The following is a 22,709-nucleotide window of genomic DNA, read 5'->3' on the forward strand; positions in this document are numbered from 1 at the left end:
GCCTCGGGCCAGGCCGTCGCCGCGCCGGCCGGGGACAGCAGGCCGCCGGCGACGACGGCGGTACCCGTGACGCCCAGGGCGGCCAGACCACCGATCAGCGCCCGGCGGCGGCCGACCCGCCGACGGTGTCGTACGCGCTGTTCAGCTCGTGGAGTCATGACACGTCTTCCTTCTGTGGGGGAGATCTCGCGACTCCTGGTCGCCACAGGAAGGGGAGGGGTTGCCGCCTGACGGGAATTCCTTCTCTCAGACCCTTCAGGCCTCTCAGGCCCTATCGGCTGGTGACGTGCGGCGGCTTGGTCCAGTTCGTGCCACCGGGCTGATCACCGCCGGGCCGACGGGCGTCTGTCCGGTCGTCGCCGTCCTGGCCTTCACCCGCCTCGCCGGTCAGGTCCCGGGCCATCAAGGTGGCGCCCGCGACCGCGCCCGGCATGAGGAACACCGCCACGAACGGCACCAGGAACGCCAGCGTCAGTGGCACCCCGAAGCCCAGAGTCAGCATCCGCCGGCCGCGCAACAGACCGAGGCGCTCCTTCAGTTCGACGCCCCGGCGCTGAAGGGCGACGGCCGTCAGCTCCTCGGCGAGAAAGAAGCCGGAGACGCAGAAGCCGATCACCGGGACGACCGTCTGCCCGATCACCGGGATGAAGCCGCAGGCGAAGAGCAGGACGCCGTACAGCACGACCCGGAACAGGACCCGGAGGCTGTCGCGCGCCGAGATCCACAGCTCGCGCCAGAGCGGCAGACCCGACTCGGGGACGTCACCGCCCTCGGTCCGGTCGACCTGCTCGGAGAGCGACTCGTAGAAGGGCTGGCCGACCAGGAGGGTCACCGCGGTGAAGGTGATGACGGCGAGGAAGAGACCGAAGGCGAAGACGAAGGCGGTGAAGAAGCCCCGGAGGATGCCCTGCCAGGGCGAGCTCCAGTCGTCGGCGAACGGGGTCGCCCAGGCGGTCAGGTCGTCGGCGCCGTAGCCGAGGCCGATCAGCGCCCCCACGTAGAGGACCAGGGTCACGAGCCCGGGCAGCAGCCCGAAGCCGAACCACCGGCCGTGCCGGCCCACCCACTTCTGACCTCGTACCAAGTAACCGAAACCAGCCCCGAAATCGCGCATGAGGATCACCCTAACCGGGCGCCGCGCGAGGCCCTCTTGTTGTTCCCGGGTTGAGACGGTAGACCGCTCCGTACTGATCACGGCACCGATCGCGCGTCGGTCACGGCCGATCACCTACGGAGGTTGCGTACGTATGGCGAAACCCGGTCCCGTCCTGCTCACCGCCGCCTGCACCGCCCTCGGTGCCCTTCTCCTCACCTCCCTGCCCGCGAGCGCCGCTTCCCCGCCGGGGCCCCGCGATCCGCGTCCCGTACGGGAAGGCGCCGGACGCGACGACACGGCCGCGCCGCCCCGGGCCCCGGGCGCGGCCGGCGCGCGGGGCGGCCTCGTCACGACCGAATCGGGACCGCGGGGCGACGGCGGCTATCCGCGCCGGACCACGCTGGCCGTCCCTCCCGCCGACCCCGCCGACAAGTCGATCAAGCTCGGCCTCGCGCCGTACCACTCGCTCGCCCCGCGGCTCAACGCCCTGCAGAAGCTGGGCGACCGGGTGAGCGTGGAGGTGGCCGGGCGGTCGGCCGGCGGGCACGAGCTGTATCTGGTCACGGTCACCGCGCCGGAGAGCGCGCGGCAGGCCCGCGAGCAGGAGCGGATGCGGGAGCGGATCGAGAACGCGCCCGCCGTGGCCGCCAAGGACTCGCGGATCAAGGCCGCGTACAAGACGCCCGTCTTCATCAACAACAACATCCACGGCAACGAGTGGGAGGGCACGGACGCGGCCCTGGAGCTCATCGAGGAGCTGGCGACCGCCACCGACCGCAAGACGGCGGGACTGCTCGCGACGACGCGGGTCTACCTCAACGTGACCGCCAACCCCGACGGCCGGATCGCCGGCACCCGCGCCAACGGCGACGGCTTCGACCTCAACCGGGACTTCATCACCGCCTCGCAGCCCGAGGCCCGGGCGATACGGCGGATCGCCATCGACAAGCAGCCGGCGGTGATGCTCGATCTGCACGGGTACGTCAACGGCACGCTGATCGAGCCGACGACCCCGCCGCACGGTGAGAACTACGAGTACGACCTCTTCCTGAAGAACTCCTACGCCAACGCGCTCGGCATGGAGAAGGCGGTCAACGGCCTCGGCTACACGGAGGCCGAGGACGGCGTGCGGCCGGCGGTCATCCCCTTCCGCGACGAGGAGGAAGGCTGGGACGACTGGCCGCCGATCTTCACACCGCAGTACATGCCGTTCCAGGGCGCGGTGGCCGCGCACACCATCGAGTTCCCGATGACCGTGAACAACCGGGCCTACGACACGCTGCCGGAGGCCGAGCTGCGCCGCCGGGCCGCGATCAACGTCGACATCGCGGGCGCGGCGATGCGGGCGACGCTCGACCACACCTTCGCCCACCGCGCGTCTCTGATCGCCGACCAGATCGAAACGTTTCGGCGGGGCGCGGCCGGAGAGGCGCAGCGGCCGGTGTCCGAGGAGACCGTGCCCGGGGTGCCGGGGATCGGCCCGGAGGACGTCTACACGACGTCGTTTCCGCGGGGGTACGTGATTTCGGCGGGCCGCTCACAGAGGTCGGCGGTGGCGGCGGCCCGGCTCGTGGACCATCTGGCCGCCAACGACGTACGGGTCGGGCGGGCGGCCGACGGCTCGTACGTGGTCGATCTGCGGCAGCCGAAGCGCGGGATGGCGAACGTGATCCTGGCGGAGGGCCGGGACATCAGCGCGGACGTGTCGACGATGTACGACATCTCGGGCTGGAGCCTCGGGCTGCTGTGGGGTGCGACGGTGAAGAAGGTCGGCGGCGGCCCGCTGCCCGTCGCGGTGCGCACCGTCCATGCCGCAGCGCCGACAGGTTCGGTCGCCCCGCACGGGGACCTGCTGCTGCGGCTCGACGATCCGAAAGAGCTGGCGGCGGTCAACGCGCTGCTCGCCCAGGGGGTGAAGGTGCGGCGGACGGCGGACGGGTCGGCGCTCGTGCCGGGGTCCGCCCGGGGTACGGCGCGGGTCCTCGCGGACCGGTTCGGAGTGGCGTTCCGGGCCACGAAGGGGCGGGCCGGGCAGGAGCCGGGCACGGCGGCGTTGAAGCGGATCCGGGTCGCGGCCTCGGCCTCGGCGGGCGAGGTGTTCGCACTGCGCGAGATGGGCTTCGAGGTGGTTCCGGTGTCGACGGAGGTCCTGAACGCGGGCTTCGACTGGTCGGACGCCGATGTGCTGTTCGTCTCACGGGGCCTGGATCACGGGCTGCTCACCCCGGCCGCGCGGGAGGCGCTGCGGGCCGGCAGGGTGGGTGTGGTGGGTGTCGGCGCGGTGGGCGCCGCGTTCAACGCGGCGGCGGGGCTGCTGCCGGTCACGGCCGTGGAGGGCAACGGGGACGCGAACGGGGTGGTCGCGGTCCGCAACGGGGGCGGCGCCATCACCGGCGGCGCCCCGGCGCACACCTTCGTCTACTCCCCGCTGTGGTTCACGGAGCTGGGGGCCGGAGTGCGGGTCGACCAGGCGTACGGGACGGGCGTTCCGCTCGTCTCCGGGCACTGGCGGGCCACCGGACCGGACGGCCGGGGCGGTCCGGCGGACGCGGCGGGCAAGGCGTCGGTGATCAGCGGTACGGCGGCCCAGGGCGCCCCGGTGGTCCTCTTCGGTACGGAGCCGCTCTTCCGTGACCACCCGAAGGGAGTGTTCGCGCAGGTCGGACGGGCTCTGCTGGCCGGACGGCAGGCCCGGTAGGCCCGGTAGGCCCGGTAGCGGGCAGCGGGCAGCGGGCAGCGGGCAGCGGGCAGCGGGCAGCGGGCCCACGACAGCGGACGAAAGCAGACGGAAAAGGCCGCACCCCGGTCGGTCGGGGTGCGGCCTTCTCCTAGCTTACGCGCAACTCAGACGGCCAGCTCGACCGTGATGTTGCCGCGGGTCGCCTTGGAGTACGGGCAGACCTGGTGGGCCTTCTCGAGCAGGCTCTTGGCGGTCTCGACGTCCACGTTCGGAATGGTCGCCGAGATCTTGACGATGATGCCGAAGCCGTCGTCGTTCTTGCCTATGCCGACCTCGGCGGTGACCGTCGAGCCGGTGATGTCGGCCTTCTCATTGCGGGCCACGACGACGAGCGCACCCTGGAAGCAGGCGCTGTAGCCGGCGGCGAAGAGCTGCTCGGGGTTGGTGCCGGCGCCGGAGCCGCCCATGGCCTTGGGCGGGTTGACGACGACATCGAGCTGACCGTCGTCGGTGGCGACCCGGCCGTCCCGCCCGTTCTCGGCGGTGGCGACGGCGGTGTACAGGACGTCGGACTGCTGAATGGACATCTGGTCTTCCTTCTGCTGGTTCGCCGCGACTCGCGCCCACGATCGCGACGGCTGAGGAGAGACTAGCCGGTCACCGAAACGATCATCTTTCCGGTGTTCTCGCCGCGGAGCAGGCCGAGGAAGGCGTCCGCGCCGTTCTCGATGCCCTCGACGAAGGTCTCGCCGTACTTCAGCTCGCCGGAGCGCAGCCAGCCGCCGACCTCCTGGACGAAGCGCGGCTGCAGGTCGTAGTGGTCGCCGACGAGGATGCCCTGGAGGCGCAGCCGCTTGCCGATGATCATGGCCATGTTGCGCGGTCCGGGGACCGGCTCGGTGTCGTTGTACTGCGCGATCATGCCGCATATGGTGGCGCGGCCGTGCACGTTGAGCGAGGAGATCGCCGCTTCGAGGTGGTCGCCGCCGACGTTGTCGAAGTAGACGTCGATGCCGTCGGGGGCGGCCTCGCGCAGCTGGTCGCGCACGGGTCCGTTCTTGTAGTTGAAGGCGGCGTCGAAGCCGTACTCCTCGACGAGGAGCTTGACCTTGTCGTCGGATCCGGCGGAGCCGATGACCCGGGAGGCGCCCTTGAGCTTCGCCATCTGGCCGACCTGGCTGCCGACCGCGCCGGCCGCGCCGGAGACGAAGACGGCGTCGCCCTCCTTGAAGGAGGCGACCTCGAAGAGACCGGCGTAGGCGGTCAGGCCCGTCATGCCGAGCACACCGAGGTACGTGGAGAGCGGGGCCAGGTCGGGGTCGACCTTGGTGGCGTGCTGGGCGGGCACGTCGGCGTACTCGCGCCAGCCGAGGCCGTGCAGGACGTGGTCGCCGACGGCGAAGCCCTCGGCGTTCGACGCGACGACCTCACCGACGGCGCCGCCGTCCATGGGGTGGTCGAGCTTGAACGGGGGGATGTACGACTTCACGTCGTTCATCCGGCCGCGCATGTACGGGTCCACGGAGAAGTGCAGGTTGCGCACCAGGACACGGCCTTCGGCCGGTTCGGTGACGGCGGTCTCACGGAGGGCGAAGTCCGCGGGAGTGGGCCAGCCGTGGGGGCGGGCGACGAGGTGCCATTCACGGCTGGACGCGGGAAGTACGGACATGTGCACAGCCTCCTGGAAAACTACTTCACTACCTGAAACAACCATGCCTCTGGATATTTCATGTTGTCAAGTATCTGGGTACGATGAGCCCCATGGCCACCTCACGCACAGACCCCCTGACCCTCGAAGTCGTCGAGCTGATCGGCACGGTCGTGGCGCGTTACTACGAGGAGTACGAGCAGGCGGCCGCGCAGCACTCGCTGACCGGCGCCCAGGCGCGGGTCCTCGGCCTGCTCTCCCTGGAGCCGGTCCCGATGCGCAAGATCGCCCAGAAGCTCAAGTGCGAGCCGTCGAACGTCACGGGGATCGTCGACCGGCTCGAATCCCGCGGCCTCGTGGAGCGGCGCCCCGACCCGGCCGACCGGCGCGTGAAGCTGGCCGCGACCACGCCGGAGGGACGGGACACCGCCCGCCGGCTGCGCGACTCGCTGGACTTCGCGCGCGAGCCGCTGGGTCAGCTCACGGAGGTCGAGCGCACCCTGCTGCGAGACCTGCTGAAGCGGATGCTGGGCGAGGACATGGCGTAGGCGCCGCCGCACCGGAGAGCCGGAGGGCCTACCAGCACCAGAAGAGGACGCAGGTGCTCTTGGTGGGCTCCGGGGTGCGCGTCGGCGGGGGCGGCGTGGTGGGTCCGCCATCGGGCGGCCCCGTCGGCGTGGCGCCCGGTTGCGAGGGGCTCTCGCTCGGCGTCGGACCGGTCTCCGACGACGAGGCCGACGGCGAGCCCGACGGCGTGGCCTCCTCCGACGGCCCCGGCGCGCCGTCGCCCGAGCCCTGGGCGTTACCGCTGCCCGCCCCACCGGGCCCCGCCACACCGGAGCCCGAGCCCGATCCCGAGCCCGATCCGGCGGAGTCCGCCCCCGTCGCGCCGCGCGAAACCGTCGGACGGACCGAGGCCGGCCCGTCGACCGGGCTCGGCCCGTCCGACGGCGCCGAGGTCTCCGAGGGCACCGGCGGCAGCGAGGTCTCGACGACCTCCTCCTCCCGTACGGCGGTGGCGGCGCCGCCCTCGTTCGGCGGTTCAAGAGCCACCTTCGCCAGGCTCAGCGTCCCGGCCGCCAGGACGAGCCCGAGGGTGCCGACCAGCACGTTCCGGCCCCGGCGGCTGCGCGCACGCCGGCCCTTGCGCGACGTGGCCCGCCCGGACGCGGCAGGCCCGACGGCGGCGCGGCGCGCGGCACGACGGCCTCCCGGTGCGGGGCGCGGGGGCTCGACCAGGTCCAGTTCGTAGACGTGCTCGGCCGCCGCCCCGTACTCGGTCGTCTGGGGGGTTTCGTACCGCAGCTCCTCCACGGGGGTTCCGCACCCCGCACAGGCCAGGGCTCCGTTGAGATGCCGTCGGCACTGATGGCAGTAGTCCATGGCGCCCGCAGGCTACGTGTCCCCCGGACAGCAGAGGTAGCCGTGAACGTGAGGATCCTGTGAGGAAACCCCAGGTCCACGGCGCGCCGTCGCGATTCTCCCGCTTCGGGCAGGATGGGCTCATGACCTCAGACGCCTCCGGCACGCCGTTCGGGCCGCTGGAGTTCCAGCTCGTGCTGCTGCGCCGGATGGCCGACCACCAGCCGGGTCTGGTCGAGGACGCCGTACGGGAGCTCGGCGCCACCCGGTCCGAGCTGCGCGAGGCGAATCGGCGCTGGCAGGCGTGGGCGCACGCCCGCCGGGGTCCGGGCGAGCTGAGGCGTTACCGCTCGGTCCTCGGTGAGCCGGTGGCCCGCCGTACCGTGGCGGAGTTCGACTCCGAGATCCTCCAGTGGGACCTCCCCCTCTGGCCCGAGCTGCGCTGGGAGGTCCTGATCGGCCCGCTCGACCGCCGCACCCCGCCCCACGTGTGGGGCAGCGGCCTGGTGCGCGCCCCGGGTCACCCCGGCCCCGGGCTGCGCACCGAGGCCGACCTGCGGCCCTGGAGCTGCACCCTCGCCGAGGTCGGCAACGCCTTCCCGCCGGCCCGCGTCCGCGACGGCAGCGCGCCCACCCGGCTGCGGCTCGACTTCACGCTGCCCGACGGAACGCCGCGCGCCGCCGAGTTCACCTGGGGTCTGCTCCAGCGCCTCCTCTGACCTGGCGTCAGCCGCTCCGCGCCCCCCGGGCGGCGGATTCCAGCGCGCGCCGCGCCCCGCGGAAACGCACGATGCGAACAGGTGCCCCGAGCACGCCGAGTACTCCCGTACCCCGATCACCCCGGGTACTCGAGCGTCCGAGGCCCCGCGTGTACCCGCACCACCTCGCTTTGTGCCAGCACCGCACTCCGGAGGAACTGCCGTGACCGTCAGTCTTGAGCAGCTGCGCCGTTGCCATGTCGCCGTCGACCTGGGGGCCGCGCGGACCCGGGTCTTCGTCAAGGGCTCCGGACTCGTCGTCGACGAGCCCAGTGTCGCCGCCGTGAACACCCGTACCGGCGCGCTGATCGCCGTCGGCGCCCTCGCCGAGAAGATGACGGGCCGGACCCCCGACTACATCCGCGTCGTCCGACCCGTCTCCGGCGGCACGGTCGTCGACATCGACATGGCGCAGCGGATGCTCCGTCTTCTGCTCGGCGAGAAGCTCCGCCGCCAGTTGCGCCGCAAGCCCCGGCTGCGTGCCGCCGCCTGCACCCCGCACGACAGTGACCCGCTCGCCCAGCGCGCCGCCGTCGAGACCCTCGTCGGGCTCGGCGCCCGGCGGGTCGAGCTGGTCGACACGCTGATCGCGGCGGCGGTGGGCTGCGGACTCCCGGTCGAGCAGCCGACCGCGACCATGATCATGGTGTGCGGGGCGGCGACCACGCAGGTCGCGGTGCTCTCGCTGGGCTCGATCGTGACCGCCGAGCGCATCCCGGTCGGCGGCAACGCGATCGACCACGCCGTCATCCAGCACCTGCGCCACGAGCACGAACTGATGCTGCCGAGCCAGTCCGTGCGCCCGCTGCAACTCGCCCTCCACGGCAACGGCCTGACCCTCGACGGTCCGTCCTCCACGGAGATCCACGGACGGGACGTGGCCACGGGCCTGGCCCGCTCGGTGACCGTCGACACCGCCGCCGTACGGGACGCGATCCACACCCCGCTGACGGCCGTGCTCGACGGGATCGGCAAGATCCTGCGCGAGTGCCCGCCCGACCTGGTGGCCGACCTCGCCGAGCGCGGCATCATGATGGTCGGCGGCAGCGCGCTGCTGCCGGGGCTCGACCAGATGCTGCGCGAGGCGACCGGGATGCCGGTGCACATCGCCGAACGGCCGGACGTGTGCGCCATCCTCGGCCTCGGGGCCATGCTGGAGGGCAAGATCCAGCCGATGGTCCTCGACCCGCTGTCCGAATCCGATTCGGATTCGGAATCGGCATCGGCATGAGTGCGACACTGTTCCGTTTTGTACGACAATGTGGTCATGCCGCTCTCCGGCCGGGGCGGGCCCGCTCCCCGCCTCCCGATGCTGCTGGAAGCGGTCCTGAGCGTCGGGACCGACCTCGAACTGCGGGCCACTCTCCAGCGCATCGTGGACGCCGCGACCGGACTGACCGGGGCGCGCTACGGAGCGCTCGGGGTGGTCGACCCCGAGCGCCACCGGCTCACCGAACTGTTCACGGCCGGGATGACCGACGCCGAACGGCAGCGGATCGCCCGGCTGCCCGACGGGCGCACCGGTCTCCTCGGCCTCCTGGTCCAGGAACCGCAGCCGCTCCGGCTCGACGACCTGACGGCCGATCCGCGCTCCGGCGGCGTCCCCGAGGGCCACCCGCCGATGCGCTCCTTCCTCGGCGTCCCGATCCGCGTGCACACAGAGGTGTTCGGCAACCTCTACCTGACCGAGAAGCGTGGCGGATCCTTCACCGAGGCGGATCTGGCACTCCTGCGGATACTCGCCTCGCAGGCCGGGATCGCGATCGGCAACGCCCGGCTCTACGAGACCGCCCGTCAGCGCGAGCGCTGGATCGAGGGCGCGGCGGCGGTGACGACGGCCCTGCTCACCGGAGAGCCGGCGGCGGACGCCCTGATGACGGTCGCCGAGCAGGCCCGGCTGCTCGCGGACGCCTCGGCCGGAGTCGTCCTGCAGCCCACCCCCGAGGGCGGGATGGAGATCGTCGCCGCCTCGACGGTGGACGACCCGGGCGACCTGGTCGGCACGTCGATCGCGCCGGGATCTCCCGTCCTCACTCAACTCCTCGGCGGGGAACCGGTCTTCGTGGAGGACTCGGCGACCGATCCACGGATGACGACACACGTACGGTCGCGGTTCGGCCCCTCGATGATGCTGCCGCTGCAGAGCGGCGGCCGGCTCATCGGCACCCTCGCCCTCCCCCGGCGGCGGGGCGGAGGCCGTACACCGCGGTGGACCGGCTGCTCGCCTCGCAGTTCGCCTCCCAGGCGGCGCTGGCGCTGGTCCTCGCCGACGCGCAGCACGACCGGGAGCGGCTGGCCGTGTACGAGGACCGCGACCGGATCGCCCGCGACCTGCACGATCTCGTGGTCCAGCGGCTGTTCGCCACGGAGATGATGCTGGAGTCGACGCGGCGACGAGCGGCGGCCGAGTCCCCCGAGTTCGGATCCCGGTCCACCTCCGGGTGCGGGTCGGAGTCCGGGTCCGGGTCGGAGTCCGAGTCCGAGTCCGAGTCCGAGTCCGAGTCCGACGAGAACGCGCTCCTGGCGCGGGCGGTGGACGAACTGGACTCCACCATCCACGAGGTACGGACCACCATCTTCGCCCTCCAGCAGCCGCCCGCCGACGCGCCGGCCTCCTTCCGGGGGCGGGTCCTGCGGGAGACGGGCGGCGCGGCGGCCCTGCTCGGCTTCCAGCCCTCGGTCCACTTCTCCGGCGCCGTGGACACCCTGATCGAGGCCGCGGAGGCCGACCGGCTCCTCGCCGCCCTGCGCGGCGCGCTGACGGCCGCCCACCGCCGGACGGGCGTCACGGCCATCACGGTCGAGGTGGCGGCCGGCCCGCAGGGGCCCCGGCTGCGCGTGACGGACGACGCCGACCCGCCGACGACGGTCAGCTGGCCCTGACACCTGTCTCATCGAGCGGGAGGCATGCCCGTACGGCCCACTCCCGCGCGCTCCGCCGCCCGGTGCGATCTTGACTGGTGACGTGGACACCGTCACGAAGCCCTCCCCCGCCGTCACGCGGCCCTCGTACGCGATCGGCTTCACGCTCCTGAGCGACCTGCCGCTCGCGGGCTGTGTGTACGCGTACGGGCGGATGCGGACGATCCGCCCCCAGGAGAGCTGAAGGTGGGTCGGGCGGGGCGTGAGAAAGGTCGCAGCACCCGGCGGGCGGCACGCGGGGAGAATGCCCCTCGGCAGGAATCGACGCGAGGAGGACGACCGTTGAGCACGCTCTTCCCGGCCCTGGTGGCCGGATCGGACCGCCCCGCACTGCGCTTCGGCGCCGATGCGCTGACGTACGACGAACTGACCGCGGCCGCCGGGGACCTGGCCGCCCGGATCTCGGACACGGGCGCGGGCCGGGTGGCGGTCTGGGCGACGCCGACCGCGCGCACGGCGGTCGCCGTCGTGGCGGCGCTGCTCGCCGGGGTGCCGGCCGTTCCGCTCAACCCTCGCACCGGTGCCCGTGAGTTGGCGCACATCATCGGGGACAGCGCGCCCGCCGTGGTGCTCGCGGGCGCGGACGACGAACTGCCCGCGGGGCTCTCCGCTCTGCCCCGCGTCGCGGTGGACGTGACCGCGCGGGGTGCGGCGGTGGCCGAGACCGCCGGACCGGAGTCCCCGGCCCTGATCGTCTACACCTCCGGCACGACGGGGCCGCCCAAGGGCGTCGTCCTCTCCCGCCGGGCGATCGCCGCCTCCCTCGACGCCCTGGCGGACGCCTGGGCCTGGACGGCGGACGACGTCCTCGTCCACGCGCTGCCGCTCTTCCACGTCCACGGCCTGGTCCTCGGCGTCCTCGGCCCGCTCCGGCGGGGCGGCTCGGTGCGCCACCTCGGCACCTTCTCGGTGGCGGGGGTCACCCGGGAGCTCGGCGCGGGCGGCGGGACGATGCTGTTCGGCGTACCGACGATGTATCACCGGCTCGCCGACGCACTGGCCGGGGACCCGGCGCTGGTGGAGGCGCTGACCGGGGCGCGGCTCCTGGTCTCCGGCTCGGCGGCGCTGCCCGTCCACGACCACCAGCGGATCACGGCGGCGACGGGCCGGACGGTGATCGAGCGGTACGGCATGACGGAGACGCTCATGAACACGTCCGTCCGCGTGGGCTCCCCGCCCCGGCCCGGGTCCGTCGGGCTGCCCCTGCGGGGCGTCGAGCTGCGCCTGGTGGACGAGGACGGGACGCGGATCGAGGCGTACGACGGGGAGAGCGTCGGCGAGATCCAGGTGAGGGGTCCGAACCTCTTCTCCGGGTACCTGAACCGGCCGGAAGCGACGGCGGCGGCCTTCGACGGAGACTGGTTCCGCACCGGGGACATGGCGGTCCGGGAGGCGGACGGCGGCGTCCGCATCGTGGGCCGCAAGGCGACCGACCTCATCAAGAGCGGCGGCTACAAGATCGGCGCGGGCGAGATAGAGAACGCGCTGCTCGACCACCCGGGGATACGGGAGGCGGCGGTGACGGGCGAGCCGGATCCGGACCTCGGGGAGCGGATCGTGGCGTGGGTCGTGCCGACGGACGCGGCGAACCCGCCCTCGGCGGAGGAGCTGGCCGCCCATGTCGCGGACCTGCTCGCCCCGCACAAGCGGCCGCGGGTGGTCCACTACATGCAGGCGCTCCCCCGCAACGACATGGGGAAGCTGATGAAGAAGTCGCTCCCGGGGGCGGCCCTCCATGGCTGAGCGACTCACGGCCCGCGAGGCGATCGCGCTGGTGACGGACGACTTCACCCCCTTGTCCGTCCCTGGCGGGGAGAGCTCCGGCGCCGACGGGCCGATCCGGTGGGCGGGTTACGACGCCTCACGCGCGCGTGCCGCCGCGTCGACCGGGGAGGACGAGTCCGTGCTCCATGGCACGGCGACGATCGGGGGGCGCCCTGCCGTCCTGGTCGCCTTCGAGTTCGGCTTCCTGGGGGGTTCGCTCGGGCGGGCGGCCGGTGACCGGCTCGTCGCCGCGTACGGCACGGCCGAGGAGCGGCGGATTCCGCTGGTGTCGCTGGTCGCGACCGGCGGCAGCCGGATGCAGGAGGGCATGGTCGCCCTGACCCAGCTCCAGCGCGTCGCGGCCGCGACGGTGCGGCTACGGGAATCCGGTGTCCCCCATGTGGCGGTGCTCCGCGACCCGTCCACGGGCGGCGGCTGGGCCACGGTCGGCGCGGGCGCGGACGTCGTCCTCGCCCTCCCCTCCGCGCAGGTGGGCTTCGCCGGCTCGCGGGTCCGCCCGCAGGACGCCGACCCGGCGGCGTACACGGCCGAGGACCAGTGGAAGCACGGCCACGTGGACGCTCTCGTCCGCCCGGAGGAGCTGCCCGGCACGCTCTCGCTGTGGCTGCGCCTGCTGTCGGGTGATCCGGCTCCTGGGACCAGCACCGCCCCCTCTCCTGGAGGGCCCGCCTCCACAACACCCGCGCCCCCGCCCCACGCTCTTGTCGACGGCGGGCCGCCCGGGACGGGCTGGGCCGCCGTCAGCCGGGCCCGTGATCCGCGGCGGCCGCGCGCCGGGGCGTATCTGGACGCGTACTTCGAGGAGCGGGCGGCCGTGCGCGGCGACCGGGCCGGTGGAGTGGACCCCGGGGTGGAGTGCGGGTTCGGGATCCACGCCGGCCGGGTCGTCGCGTACGCCGCTCAGGACGGTTCCGCGACCCGCCCCGCCGGGTTCCGGACGGTGGCCCGGCTCGTACGGCTCGCGGACCGGCTCGGGATTCCCGTCCTGACCCTGATCGACACCCCCGGCGCCGCCAACGACGCCGAGGCGGAACGGTCCGGTGCGGGCCCGGCCATCGCGGACGCGTTCGCCGCGCTCGCGGGGGCCCGCGTCCCGGTGACCTCGCTGCTGATCGGTGAGGGCGGCTCCGGCGGCGCGCTCGCGCTGGCCGCACCCGGCAACACCTGGGCCGCCCCGGACGGTTACTTCTCCGTCATCGCGCCGGAACTCGCCGCGGCGATCCTCAAGAGGCCGCCCGAGCAGGCTCCGGCCACCGCCGACCAGCTGTGGCTGCGCCCGCAGGACCTGGTCGAACTGGGCGTGGTCCGTGGGATCGTGACCTCCGAAGCGTGAAGGGTGGGACGGAAGGGTCCGGTAAGGCATCACACGGCACGCCGTACCGGGCCCCTCCCCGTGCGCCGGGGCTATCTCACCCCCACCGCCCGGATGATCTCCTGTTCCACCGAACCGCCCCGGTCGTCGTTCGCACCGGCCCACAGCGCCACGGCCGTCGCCTCGTCCGGCACCCGCACGTCACCGGCCCAGCGGCTCCCGCCCCGGACGTCACCGTTCAGGTCGGTGTCGGCGTCGAAGCCGAGATTGATCAGCGGCAGGTACGTGTTCCGGCCGGCCGGGGTCTCGGCGGAGCGGAACCTCGACTCGGCTCGTCCATGTGCCGTGGCGTCAACCGCCGGCCGGCGCGGGGAGGTTGATTCAGGCAGTCGGGTTCAGCCCGTCGTACCGGCGGAATTCCCGCCCGTACAGGGCGAGTACGGCGATGGCGAGAACGCAGGCGATGCCGCCGCCGGTGATCGCGACGGCCGGGGAGGTGAGGTCGGCGACCGATCCGGCGAGGAAGTCCCCGAGCCGCGGTCCGCCCGCCACGACCACGATGAAGACGCCCTGCAGCCGGCCGCGCATCTCGTCCGGGGCCGCGACCTGCATCATCGTGTTGCGGAAGATCATGGAGACGGTGTCGGAGTAGCCGGCGAGGGCGAGCAGCAGCAGCCCGAGCCAGAGGTTGCGGGTGAGCCCGAAGACGGCGATCGCGATGCCCCAGCAGGCGACGGCGAGGAGGATCGCCTGCCCGTGGTGGCGGATGCGCCCCTGCCAGCCCGAGAGCACCCCGCCGAGGAGCGCCCCCACCGCCGGGGCGGCGGCGAGCAGTCCGGTGGTGCGGGCGTCGCCGTCGTACCAGACCACGGCGACGACCGGGAACAGCGCACGGGGGTGGGCGAGGATCATCGCGCAGAAGTCCGAGAAGAACGTCATACGGAGGTTGGGGCGGGTGGCGAGGAAGCGCAGCCCGTCGAGGACGGAGGCGCGCTTGGCACCGGTCCGGTCGGGGAGCATCGAGGGCAGCCGCCACATGGCGTAGAGCGCGGCGGAGAAGGCGACGGCGTCGACGAGGTAGGCGATCTGGTAGCCGCCGACGCCCACGACGAGACCGCCGAGGCCGGGGCCGACGAGCATGCCGAAGGTCGTCGTCATGGAGTTGAGCGCGTTGGCGGCCCGCAGCTGCTCCGGCGGCAGCAGCCGCGGGATCATCGAGGTGCGGGCGGGCGAGTTGAGCGCGGCGCAGACGGACTGCAGGGCCACGATCGCGTAGAGGAACCAGACGCGGTGGAAGCCGGCGAACGCGGCCGTGGCGAGGGCGGCGGACAGGACGGCGGATCCGGTGGCGCTGGCAAGCCCGAGCTTGCGGCGGTCGACGGTGTCGGCGACGGCGCCGCCGTACAGGCCGAAGACGATCAGCGGGACGAGCGAGAAGAGTCCGACGAGCCCGACCGAGAACGGCGAGCGGGTGATGTCGTACACCTGGAGCGAGATCGCGAGCGCGGTCATGCCCTGGCCCACCCAGGAGACCGTGTTGCCGAACCAGAGGCGGCGGTAGTGCGGGGAGGTCCTGAGCGGGGTGAGGTCCGCGAAGACCCGGCGGCGGCTCTCCTCCCGAGTGGCCGTCACGCGACGTCGTACCGCAGTTCGGGGCGCTCCCAGTGGATGTGTCCGGTGGGCCGGACGGTGCCGGTGCGGCGGGCGCCGGTGCGCAGGTAGAAGTCCTCGGCGGGCGGGTGGGCGACGACCCGCACGGAGTCGAGCCCGGCGGCGCGGGCCTCTTCCGTCATGTGCGCGATCAGCATCCGGCCGATGCCGAGCCCCTGCGCCTCGTCGGCGACGAAGGCGAGGTCGAGCTCGGCCTCGTCGACGAGCAGGGCGTAGAACCCGAGGACGCGCTGCCGCTCGTCGACGGCGACGAAGACGGGGTGGTGCTCGATGTACGTGCCGCCCACCACGTATCCGTCGACCATGGCGGCGTAGCCGCCCCGATAGGCGGCCGATTTCCGGACGAGCCGGGTGAGCGGCTTGGAGTCGTCGGCGGTGGCGCGCCGGATCGTGAGCGTGGACATGGGGCGAGTATAGGGACGTGACCCGGGGTGGGTCCTTACGGTTTCGCTTCCCTAGCCGCAGACGGTCAGGTCGTCCGGGTCGACCTCGTCGAGCCGGGCGGCCAGCCGGTTGAGCTGGGCACGCAGGTCGCGGATCTCCTCCAGCGACATCCCCGTCGCGGCGGCGATCCGCCGGGGCACGCCGAGCGCCTTCTCGCGCAGCGCGGCGCCGTCCTCGGTGACGCGGGCGGTGACGGACCGCTCGTCCTCGGCGCTGCGCCGCCGCTCGACGTATCCGGCCGCCTCCAGCCGCTTGAGCAGGGGCGACAGGGTCCCGGAGTCGAGGCGCAGATGCTCGCCGATCCGCTTGACCGGGAGTTCGCCGCGCTCCCAGAGCACGAGCAGGACCAGGTACTGGGGATAGGTGAGCCCGAGTTCCTTGAGGGCGCCGCGGTAGACGCCGTTGAAGGCGCGGGTGGCGGCGTGCAGCGAGAAGCAGATCTGGTGGTCGAGCCGGAGGAAGTCCTCGTCCCGGGTCGTGTCGAGCGTCTCCATGGTCTCCAGGTTACGCGAGGGCCATTCAGTTGTGCACAACTGAATTGTGCGATATCAATGACGGAGCACTTCGCCGCATCGACCGAGGACAGGAAGAGCCACCCATGAACGCGATCTACACCGCTGTCGCCACCGCCAACGGCCGCGAGGGCCGCGCCGTCAGCTCCGACGGCCACATCGACCTCCCGCTCGCGCACCCCCAGGCCCTCGGCGGCAACGGCCAGGGCACCAACCCGGAGCAGCTCTTCGCCGCCGGCTACGCGGCCTGCTTCGCCAGCGCGATGGGCGTGGTGGCGCGCCAGGAGAAGATCGACGTCAAGGACGCCTCGATCACCGCCGAGGTGAGCATCGGCAAGGACGAGAAGGACGGCGGCTTCGGCCTCGCGGTCGTCATGCGCGCCGAGTTCCCCGACCACCTCCAGGGCGAGCCGGGGCGCGACCTCCTGGAGAAGACCCACGCCTTCTGCCCGTACTCCAAGGCCACGCGAGGCAACATCCAGGTCGAGCTCGTCATCGAGTAACGCGGAACATCAGCCGTCCGGGCGACGGCGCGAAAATGCCCCCGGCGTGTCGTACGTGTCGTACGTCACGCCGGGGGCATTGTGGTCGCCACAGAGGTGGAAACGTTCCTGCTGCACGACTCCCGGTGGGGCGGGTGGGACTCGAACCCACGGCCGACGGATTATGAGTCCGCTGCTCTAACCGGCTGAGCTACCGCCCCTCACGGCGTGGCGCGTACATGTGTGCGCGCCGTCTGCCGCAGCATAGCCGCTCATACGATCTCCTGCTCCGGATGGTCGACAACGCTCGACCATGAAGACCGCGCGGCGTGGCGCATGGTTCCCGGGCACAAGAAAAAGGACCCCGAAGGGTCCTCTTCCTCATCGCTCCCCCGGCTGGACTCGAACCAGCAACCCTCCGGTTAACAGCCGAATGCTCTGCCAATTGAGCTACAGGGGATCGCGCTCCCCCGACTGGACTCGAACCAGTAACCTGCCGGTTAACAGCCGGCTGCTCTGCCAATTGAGCTACAGGGGATTGCTGCGTTTGCATCGAACGTACCCACCTCGGGTGTTCCGAGCGGGCGCTCGTTCGCTGCGACACATACATTAGCGCAAGCAGGGGGGTGCTCCGCCAATCGGTATGCCGTGGGCGCTCGTGGGCACCAGTGAGACATCAGGGAAGCTCCAGGGAAGGGTGGTGCCGCCGTGCGGTACAAGCTGACGTTCGTCGTGGGAGTGGCCCTCGGTTACGTCATCGGCACACGGGCCGGACGCGAGCGCTACGAGCAGATGAAGAAGTCGGCGCGGGAACTCTCGCAGAACCCCGCCGTACGCAACGCCGCCGAGTCGGCGGCACAGACCGGGCGGGAGGTCGCCGGCAAGGCGCTGCACGCCGTGAGCGACAAGGTGGGCGACCGGCTGCCCGCATCGGTCACCGACCGGATCCACGCCCTGCGCCACCACAACGGCCAGGTCACCGAGGACGAGTGGGGCGTGAGCAACACCTGACGCCCCGCCCCGCCTCCCGGTCGGCGATGGACGGCCTCTGACCCCCGGCCCGTCGCGGGCCGGGGGTCAGAGGCCGTCGCCGCGACGGGCCGGATGGCCGCTCCCCGTCGGCGTAGCCACGCCTGGCCGACCACCGCGTGAAGACCGGGCGCCGCCATCGCCATGACGGCATACGACCGCGTCGGGGCCGGGGCACAGTGAGCCTCACCGCCCTGGCGGCACGCGGCCGGGCGCCGCGGCGGGGCCGGGAGGCTCGGCGCCGTGAAGGCGCGGGCGCCGGTGCCGTCGGGCGGGCGGTTCGAAAACGCGTCCCCCGCCCCTCGCGCGATCCTCCACTCCCCCGCGTGCGGCAGAATCTCCCCCATGGGGATAGTCGCCGGTCTGGACAGCTCTGCCGATTTCACACGCATCGTCGTCTGCGACGCGGACACGGGCGCCGTACTGCGGCAGGGCTACGCCCCGCATCCCGGGGAGCCGAAGGCCACCGACGTCGACCCGCAGGCGTGGCTGCTCTCCCTCGGCGAGGCCGCCGGTGGGGGCCTGCTCGAAGGGGTGCAGGCCATCGGCGTCTCCGCCCAGCAGCACGGGCTCGTACCGCTGGACCCGCAGGGCGCTCTCGTACGGCCCGCGATGGTCGGGAACGACAAGCGGGCGCAGGTGGCCGCGGCCGATCTGATCGAGGCGTTCGGCGGCCGGCAGGCCTGGGCCGAGGCCGTCGGGTCCGTGCCGCAGGCCGGGCAGCCGGTGGCCAAGCTCCGCTGGCTGGCCCGCTCCGAGCCGGAGAACGCCCAGCGGGTCGCCATGCTCCTCCAGCCCCACGACTGGCTCGTCTGGCAGCTCCTCGGCCGGCCGGTGCGCCGCACCACCGACCGCGGCGCCGCGTCGGCGACCGGCTACTGGTCCGCGGGCGCCGGCGCCTACCGCCCCGACCTCGTCGAGCTGGCGCTCGGCCACCAGGCCGTACTGCCCGAGGTCATCGGCCCCGCCGACGCCGCCGGGACGACGCCCGAGGGCCTGCTGATCTCCGCCGGTACGGGCGAGACGATGGCCGCCGCCCTCGGCCTCGGCCTCGGGCCCGGCGACGCGGTCGTCTCCCTCGGCGCCTCGGGCTCCGTGATGGCCGTGCACCACGAGGCGCTCGCCGACCCCCGGGGCCTGATCACCTCCTTCGCCGACGCGACCGGCATGCACCTGCCCGTCGTACACACCTCCAACGCCGTACGGGCGCTGCGCGGCACCGCCGAGATGCTCGGCGCGGAGAGCCTGGAGGAGCTGTCGGCGCTCGCCCTGAAGTCGACGCCCGGCGCCTCCGGCCTCGTGCTCCTGCCCTACCTGGAGGGCGAACGCACCCCGCAGCTGCCGCACACCGCCGGCACCCTCAGCGGCCTGCGCCGCGAGTCGATGAAGCCCGAGCACCTCGCGCGGGCCGCCTTCGAGGGCATGCTCTGCTCGCTCACCGACGCCATGGACGTCCTGCGCGGGCGGGGGGTCGAGGTGCGGCGGATCTTCCTGCTCGGCGCGGCGGCCGAACTGCCGGCCGTCCAGGCCATCGCGCCGACCGTCTTCGGCGCGCAGGTCGTCGTCCCCCAGCCGGCGGACTACGCGGCGCTGGGCGCGGCCCGGCAGGCCGCCTGGGCGCTCGGCGTGTCGCGCGGGGCGCTGTCGCCGGCCGCTCCCCCGGCCTGGCAGGGCGCGGCGGCCCAGCTGTTCGAGCCGGGCGAGGAGCTGGCGGTGGGTCAGGCGGTGCGGCAGCAGTACGTGGCCACGCGCGAGCAGATCCACCCGGGCGCCTTCACGTCGTGACGGGCCTCGTGCAGGGTTCCACTTCGTGAAGCGTCCGTAGGTTCCGGCTCGACTCGCGGAAATTCGAGTCGTAACGGCGCAGGGGTGCGGGCGATAGTAGAACCCGTGCTCATAAGACTCCTCCGAACCCACCTGGGACCGTACAAGAAGCCCATCGCCCTGCTGGTGCTGCTGCAGTTCCTGCAGACCTGCGCCTCCCTCTACCTGCCCACCCTGAACGCGGACATCATCGACAACGGTGTCGTGGACGGGGACACGGGTTACATCCTGCGGTTCGGTGCCCTGATGATCGCGGTCTCCGTGCTCCAGGTCGTCTGCAACATCGGCGCCGTGTACTACGGCGCGCGGACCGCGTCCGCCCTCGGGCGGGACGTCCGCGCCGCCGTCTTCGGACGGGTGCAGTCCTTCTCGGCGCGGGAGGTCGGGCAGTTCGGCGCCCCGTCGCTGATCACCCGTACCACCAACGACGTCCAGCAGGTCCAGATGCTGGTCCTGATGGCGTTCACGCTGATGGTGTCCGCGCCCATCATGTGTGTCGGCGGCATCGTCATGGCCCTCGGGCAGGACGTGCCCCTCTCCGGGGTGCTGCTCGCCGTGGTGCCGGTACTCGGCATCTCGGTCTCGCTGATCGTGAAGAAGATGCGGCCGCTGTTCCGGACCATGCAGGAGCGGCTCGACACGGTCAACCGGGTGCTGCGCGAGCAGATCACCGGCAACCGCGTGATCCGCGCGTTCGTGAAGGACGCCTACGAACGCGAGCGGTTCAAGGTCGCCAACACCGAGCTGACGGACGTCTCGATGGCGACCGGGCGGCTGATGGCACTGATGTTCCCGACCGTGATGACGGTCGTGAACATCTCCAGCATCGCGGTGGTCTGGTTCGGCGCGCACCGGATCGACAGCGGCGGGATGGAGATCGGCGCGCTCACCGCGTTCCTCGCCTATCTGATGCAGATCGTGATGGCCGTGATGATGGCCACCTTCATGTTCATGATGGTGCCGCGGGCCGAGGTGTGCGCCGAACGCATCCAGGAGGTCCTGTCCACCGAGAGCAGTGTCGTGCCGCCGGCCGAGCCGGTGCGCGAGCTGCGGCGGCGTGGGCACCTGGAGGTCCGGAGCGCCGACTTCCGCTACCCGGGCGCCGAGGAGTCGGTGCTGCGGGAGGTCGAGCTGGTCGCCCGGCCCGGTGAGACCACGGCGATCATCGGCTCGACGGGCAGCGGCAAGTCCACCCTGCTCGGCCTGGTGCCGCGGCTCTTCGACGTGACCGGTGGCGAGGTCCTCGTCGACGGCGTGGACGTGCGGACGCTCGACCCCGAGCTGATCGCGCGGACCGTCGGACTCGTGCCCCAGAAGCCGTACCTCTTCTCCGGTACGGTCGCCACCAACCTGCGGTACGGAAAGCCCGACGCGACCGACGACGAGCTGTGGCACGCGCTGGAGGTCGCCCAGGCCGCCGACTTCGTGAAGAAGCTCGAGCACGGTCTGGACGCGCCGATCGCGCAGGGCGGCACCAATGTCTCCGGCGGTCAGCGCCAGCGGCTCGCCATCGCGCGGACGCTGGTGCAGCGGCCGGAGATCTACCTCTTCGACGACTCGTTCTCGGCGCTCGACTACCGGACGGACGCGTTGCTGAGAGAGGCACTCAAGGAGGAGACGGCCGACGCGACCGTCGTGATCGTCGCCCAGCGGGTGTCGACCATTCGCGACGCCGACCGGATCGTGGTCCTCGACGAGGGCCGGGTCGTGGGCACCGGACGCCACCACGAGCTGATGGCGGGCAACGAGACGTACCGGGAGATCGTGCTCTCCCAGCTGACCGAGGCGGAGGCAGCCTGATGGCCGGTCCTGGCGGACGAATGATGGCCGGCGGCGGCCCCGACCAGCGCTCCATGGACTTCAAGGGCTCGGGCAAGCGGCTGCTGAAGCAGCTGGCGCCGGAGCGGGGCGCGCTGTGGCTGATGCTGGTCGCCGGTGTGCTGAGCGTCGCGGGCGCCGTGGTCGGGCCGAAGATCCTCGGCAAGGCGACGGACCTGGTCTTCGCGGGTGTCGTCGGGCGGCAGATGCCCGACGGCACGACGAAAGCGCAGACGATCGAGAGGCTGCGGCGCGAGGGCGACGGCGGGATGGCGGACATGCTGTCCGGCGTCGACTTCACCCCCGGCCGTGGCATCGACTTCACCGCGGTCGGCGAAGTGCTCCTGTGGGTGCTGATCATCTACGTGGCGGCCGGGCTCCTCATGCTGGTCTCCACCCGGATGTCGATCAAGGTGATCAACCGGACGGTCTACCGCATGCGCGAGGACGTCCAGGCGAAGCTGGCACGGCTGCCGCTGTCGTACTTCGACAAGGCCAAGCGCGGTGAGGTCCTCAGCCGGGCGACCAATGACATCGACAACATCTCGCAGACCCTGCAGCAGTCGATGGGTCAGCTGATCAACTCACTGCTCACCATCGTCGGCGTGATGGCGATGATGTTCTGGATCTCGCCGCTGCTCGCGCTGGTGGCGCTGGTGACCGTGCCGGTGTCGGTGGTCGTGGCGACGAAGGTCGGCAAGCGGTCGCAGCCGCACTTCGTGCAGCAGTGGCGGTCCACGGGCAAGCTCAACGCCCATGTGGAGGAGATGTACACCGGCCATGCGCTGGTGAAGGTCTTCGGGCGGCAGGAGGAGTCGGCCGCCGACTTCCGCGAGCAGAACGATGCCTTGTACGAGGCGGGGTTCAAGGCCCAGTTCAACAGCGGTGTCATGCAGCCGGTGATGTTCTTCATCTCGAACATCAACTATGTGCTCGTCGCGGTCGTCGGCGGGCTGCGGGTGGCGTCGGGCACGCTGTCGATCGGTGACGTGCAGGCGTTCATCCAGTACTCCCGGCAGTTCTCGATGCCGCTGACGCAGGTCGCGTCGATGGCGAACCTGGTCCAGTCGGGTGTCGCCTCGGCCGAGCGGATCTTCGAACTGCTCGACGCCGAGGAGCAGGAGCCGGACTCGCCGGCGAGCGAGAGGCCTTCGGAGTCGCTGGGCAAGGTGGCTCTGGAGCAGGTGGCGTTCCGTTACGAGGCGGACAAGCCGTTGATCGAGGATCTGTCGCTGACGGTGGAGCCCGGACAGACGGTCGCCATCGTCGGACCGACCGGCGCGGGCAAGACGACCCTGGTGAACCTCCTCATGCGGTTCTACGAGGTCACCGGCGGCCGGATCTCCCTCGACGGCGTCGACGTGGC

General features: G+C 72.1%; 19 protein-coding genes, 3 tRNA genes and 2 pseudogenes. 13 read left to right on the top strand and 11 right to left on the bottom strand.

Features of this window, described 5'->3' with window-relative positions; genetic code table 11:
* Positions 1–271: 271 nt before the first annotated feature.
* Complete coding sequence (locus IE136_RS34755; RefSeq protein WP_158987016.1) at positions 272–1,114, bottom strand: EI24 domain-containing protein; 843 nt, start codon at positions 1,112–1,114, stop codon at positions 272–274.
* Positions 1,115–1,247: 133 nt separating this feature from the next.
* Between IE136_RS34755 and IE136_RS34760 the strand changes: the two genes are divergently transcribed.
* On the top strand, positions 1,248–3,794 hold the full coding sequence (locus IE136_RS34760) for a M14 family zinc carboxypeptidase (protein ID WP_189602519.1): 2,547 nt from the start codon (positions 1,248–1,250) through the stop codon (positions 3,792–3,794).
* 146 nt (positions 3,795–3,940) lie between these two features.
* Here IE136_RS34760 and IE136_RS34765 read toward each other — a convergent pair whose 3' ends face one another.
* Positions 3,941–4,363 (bottom strand): organic hydroperoxide resistance protein, encoded by a 423-nt coding sequence (locus tag IE136_RS34765; RefSeq protein WP_189602520.1) that lies wholly within the window; start codon positions 4,361–4,363, stop codon positions 3,941–3,943.
* A 62-nt stretch (positions 4,364–4,425) separates the two neighbouring features.
* Positions 4,426–5,445, bottom strand: a complete 1,020-nt coding sequence (locus IE136_RS34770; protein WP_189602521.1) for an NADP-dependent oxidoreductase — start codon at positions 5,443–5,445, stop codon at positions 4,426–4,428.
* 92 nt (positions 5,446–5,537) lie between these two features.
* On the opposite strand from IE136_RS34770, the gene IE136_RS34775 reads away from it, so the two are divergent.
* The gene (locus tag IE136_RS34775) at positions 5,538–5,972 is read left to right on the top strand and encodes a MarR family winged helix-turn-helix transcriptional regulator (protein ID WP_158987022.1); all 435 of its coding nucleotides are present in this window, start codon (positions 5,538–5,540) and stop codon (positions 5,970–5,972) included.
* A 28-nt stretch (positions 5,973–6,000) separates the two neighbouring features.
* Here IE136_RS34775 and IE136_RS36530 read toward each other — a convergent pair whose 3' ends face one another.
* On the bottom strand, positions 6,001–6,807 hold the full coding sequence (locus tag IE136_RS36530; RefSeq protein WP_189602522.1) for an SCO2400 family protein: 807 nt from the start codon (positions 6,805–6,807) through the stop codon (positions 6,001–6,003).
* Positions 6,808–6,929: 122 nt separating this feature from the next.
* Here IE136_RS36530 and IE136_RS34785 point away from each other — a divergent pair, with 122 nt between their 5' ends.
* The 6 genes and pseudogenes from IE136_RS34785 to IE136_RS34810 all read left to right on the top strand — a co-directional run bounded on the left by IE136_RS34785 (position 6,930) and on the right by IE136_RS34810 (position 13,584).
* Positions 6,930–7,505, top strand: a complete 576-nt coding sequence (locus tag IE136_RS34785) for a hypothetical protein (RefSeq protein WP_189602523.1) — start codon at positions 6,930–6,932, stop codon at positions 7,503–7,505.
* A 202-nt stretch (positions 7,506–7,707) separates the two neighbouring features.
* On the top strand, positions 7,708–8,775 hold the full coding sequence (locus IE136_RS34790; protein ID WP_158987028.1) for a rod shape-determining protein: 1,068 nt from the start codon (positions 7,708–7,710) through the stop codon (positions 8,773–8,775).
* Between the two features lie 78 nt (positions 8,776–8,853).
* A pseudogene (locus tag IE136_RS34795) lies at positions 8,854–10,427 on the top strand (sensor histidine kinase).
* Between the two features lie 82 nt (positions 10,428–10,509).
* On the top strand, positions 10,510–10,650 hold the full coding sequence (locus tag IE136_RS34800) for a hypothetical protein (RefSeq protein WP_189602527.1): 141 nt from the start codon (positions 10,510–10,512) through the stop codon (positions 10,648–10,650).
* Between the two features lie 98 nt (positions 10,651–10,748).
* Positions 10,749–12,209, top strand: a complete 1,461-nt coding sequence (locus tag IE136_RS34805) for an acyl-CoA synthetase (RefSeq protein WP_158987034.1) — start codon at positions 10,749–10,751, stop codon at positions 12,207–12,209.
* Entirely contained in the window at positions 12,202–13,584 is a 1,383-nt protein-coding gene (locus tag IE136_RS34810; protein ID WP_158987036.1) for a carboxyl transferase domain-containing protein, read from the top strand. Before IE136_RS34805 ends, IE136_RS34810 begins: the two co-directional genes overlap by 8 nt.
* Before the next feature lie 71 nt (positions 13,585–13,655).
* Here IE136_RS34810 and IE136_RS36320 read toward each other — a convergent pair.
* The 4 genes and pseudogenes from IE136_RS36320 to IE136_RS34825 all read right to left on the bottom strand — a co-directional run.
* Positions 13,656–13,901, bottom strand: a pseudogene (locus tag IE136_RS36320) (hypothetical protein); the annotation flags it as partial.
* A 43-nt stretch (positions 13,902–13,944) separates the two neighbouring features.
* Positions 13,945–15,195, bottom strand: coding sequence for an MFS transporter (locus tag IE136_RS34815; RefSeq protein ID WP_158987038.1), 1,251 nt, complete (start codon positions 15,193–15,195; stop codon positions 13,945–13,947).
* Positions 15,192–15,638 (bottom strand): GNAT family N-acetyltransferase, encoded by a 447-nt coding sequence (locus IE136_RS34820; RefSeq protein ID WP_189602524.1) that lies wholly within the window; start codon positions 15,636–15,638, stop codon positions 15,192–15,194. Before IE136_RS34820 ends, IE136_RS34815 begins: the two co-directional genes overlap by 4 nt.
* Before the next feature lie 51 nt (positions 15,639–15,689).
* Complete coding sequence (locus IE136_RS34825; protein WP_189602525.1) at positions 15,690–16,172, bottom strand: MarR family winged helix-turn-helix transcriptional regulator; 483 nt, start codon at positions 16,170–16,172, stop codon at positions 15,690–15,692.
* Positions 16,173–16,276: 104 nt separating this feature from the next.
* On the opposite strand from IE136_RS34825, the gene IE136_RS34830 reads away from it, so the two are divergent.
* Positions 16,277–16,693, top strand: a complete 417-nt coding sequence (locus IE136_RS34830) for an organic hydroperoxide resistance protein (protein ID WP_158987044.1) — start codon at positions 16,277–16,279, stop codon at positions 16,691–16,693.
* A gap of 126 nt (positions 16,694–16,819) precedes the next feature.
* Here the strand turns inward: IE136_RS34830 and IE136_RS34835 are convergent.
* The 3 genes from IE136_RS34835 to IE136_RS34845 all read right to left on the bottom strand — a co-directional run bounded on the left by IE136_RS34835 (position 16,820) and on the right by IE136_RS34845 (position 17,210).
* Positions 16,820–16,893 (bottom strand) — tRNA-Ile (locus IE136_RS34835).
* A gap of 166 nt (positions 16,894–17,059) precedes the next feature.
* A tRNA-Asn gene (locus IE136_RS34840) sits at positions 17,060–17,132 on the bottom strand.
* Positions 17,133–17,137: 5 nt separating this feature from the next.
* Positions 17,138–17,210, bottom strand: a tRNA-Asn gene (locus tag IE136_RS34845).
* A gap of 170 nt (positions 17,211–17,380) precedes the next feature.
* On the opposite strand from IE136_RS34845, the gene IE136_RS34850 reads away from it, so the two are divergent.
* The 4 genes from IE136_RS34850 to IE136_RS34865 all read left to right on the top strand — a co-directional run.
* Positions 17,381–17,683 carry a YtxH domain-containing protein gene (locus IE136_RS34850; protein WP_158987046.1) on the top strand — a complete coding sequence of 101 codons (303 nt, stop codon included), beginning with the start codon at positions 17,381–17,383 and terminating at the stop codon, positions 17,681–17,683.
* A 363-nt stretch (positions 17,684–18,046) separates the two neighbouring features.
* Complete coding sequence (locus IE136_RS34855) at positions 18,047–19,486, top strand: FGGY family carbohydrate kinase (RefSeq protein ID WP_158987048.1); 1,440 nt, start codon at positions 18,047–18,049, stop codon at positions 19,484–19,486.
* 105 nt (positions 19,487–19,591) lie between these two features.
* Positions 19,592–21,325 (top strand): ABC transporter ATP-binding protein, encoded by a 1,734-nt coding sequence (locus tag IE136_RS34860; protein WP_158987049.1) that lies wholly within the window; start codon positions 19,592–19,594, stop codon positions 21,323–21,325.
* On the top strand, positions 21,325–22,709 hold a 1,385-nt coding region (locus IE136_RS34865), incomplete at its 3' end, for an ABC transporter ATP-binding protein (protein ID WP_189602526.1). The genes IE136_RS34860 and IE136_RS34865, both read left to right, overlap by 1 nt.

This window comes from Streptomyces lateritius (assembly GCF_014649715.1).
GTDB lineage: Bacteria > Actinomycetota > Actinomycetes > Streptomycetales > Streptomycetaceae > Streptomyces > Streptomyces lateritius.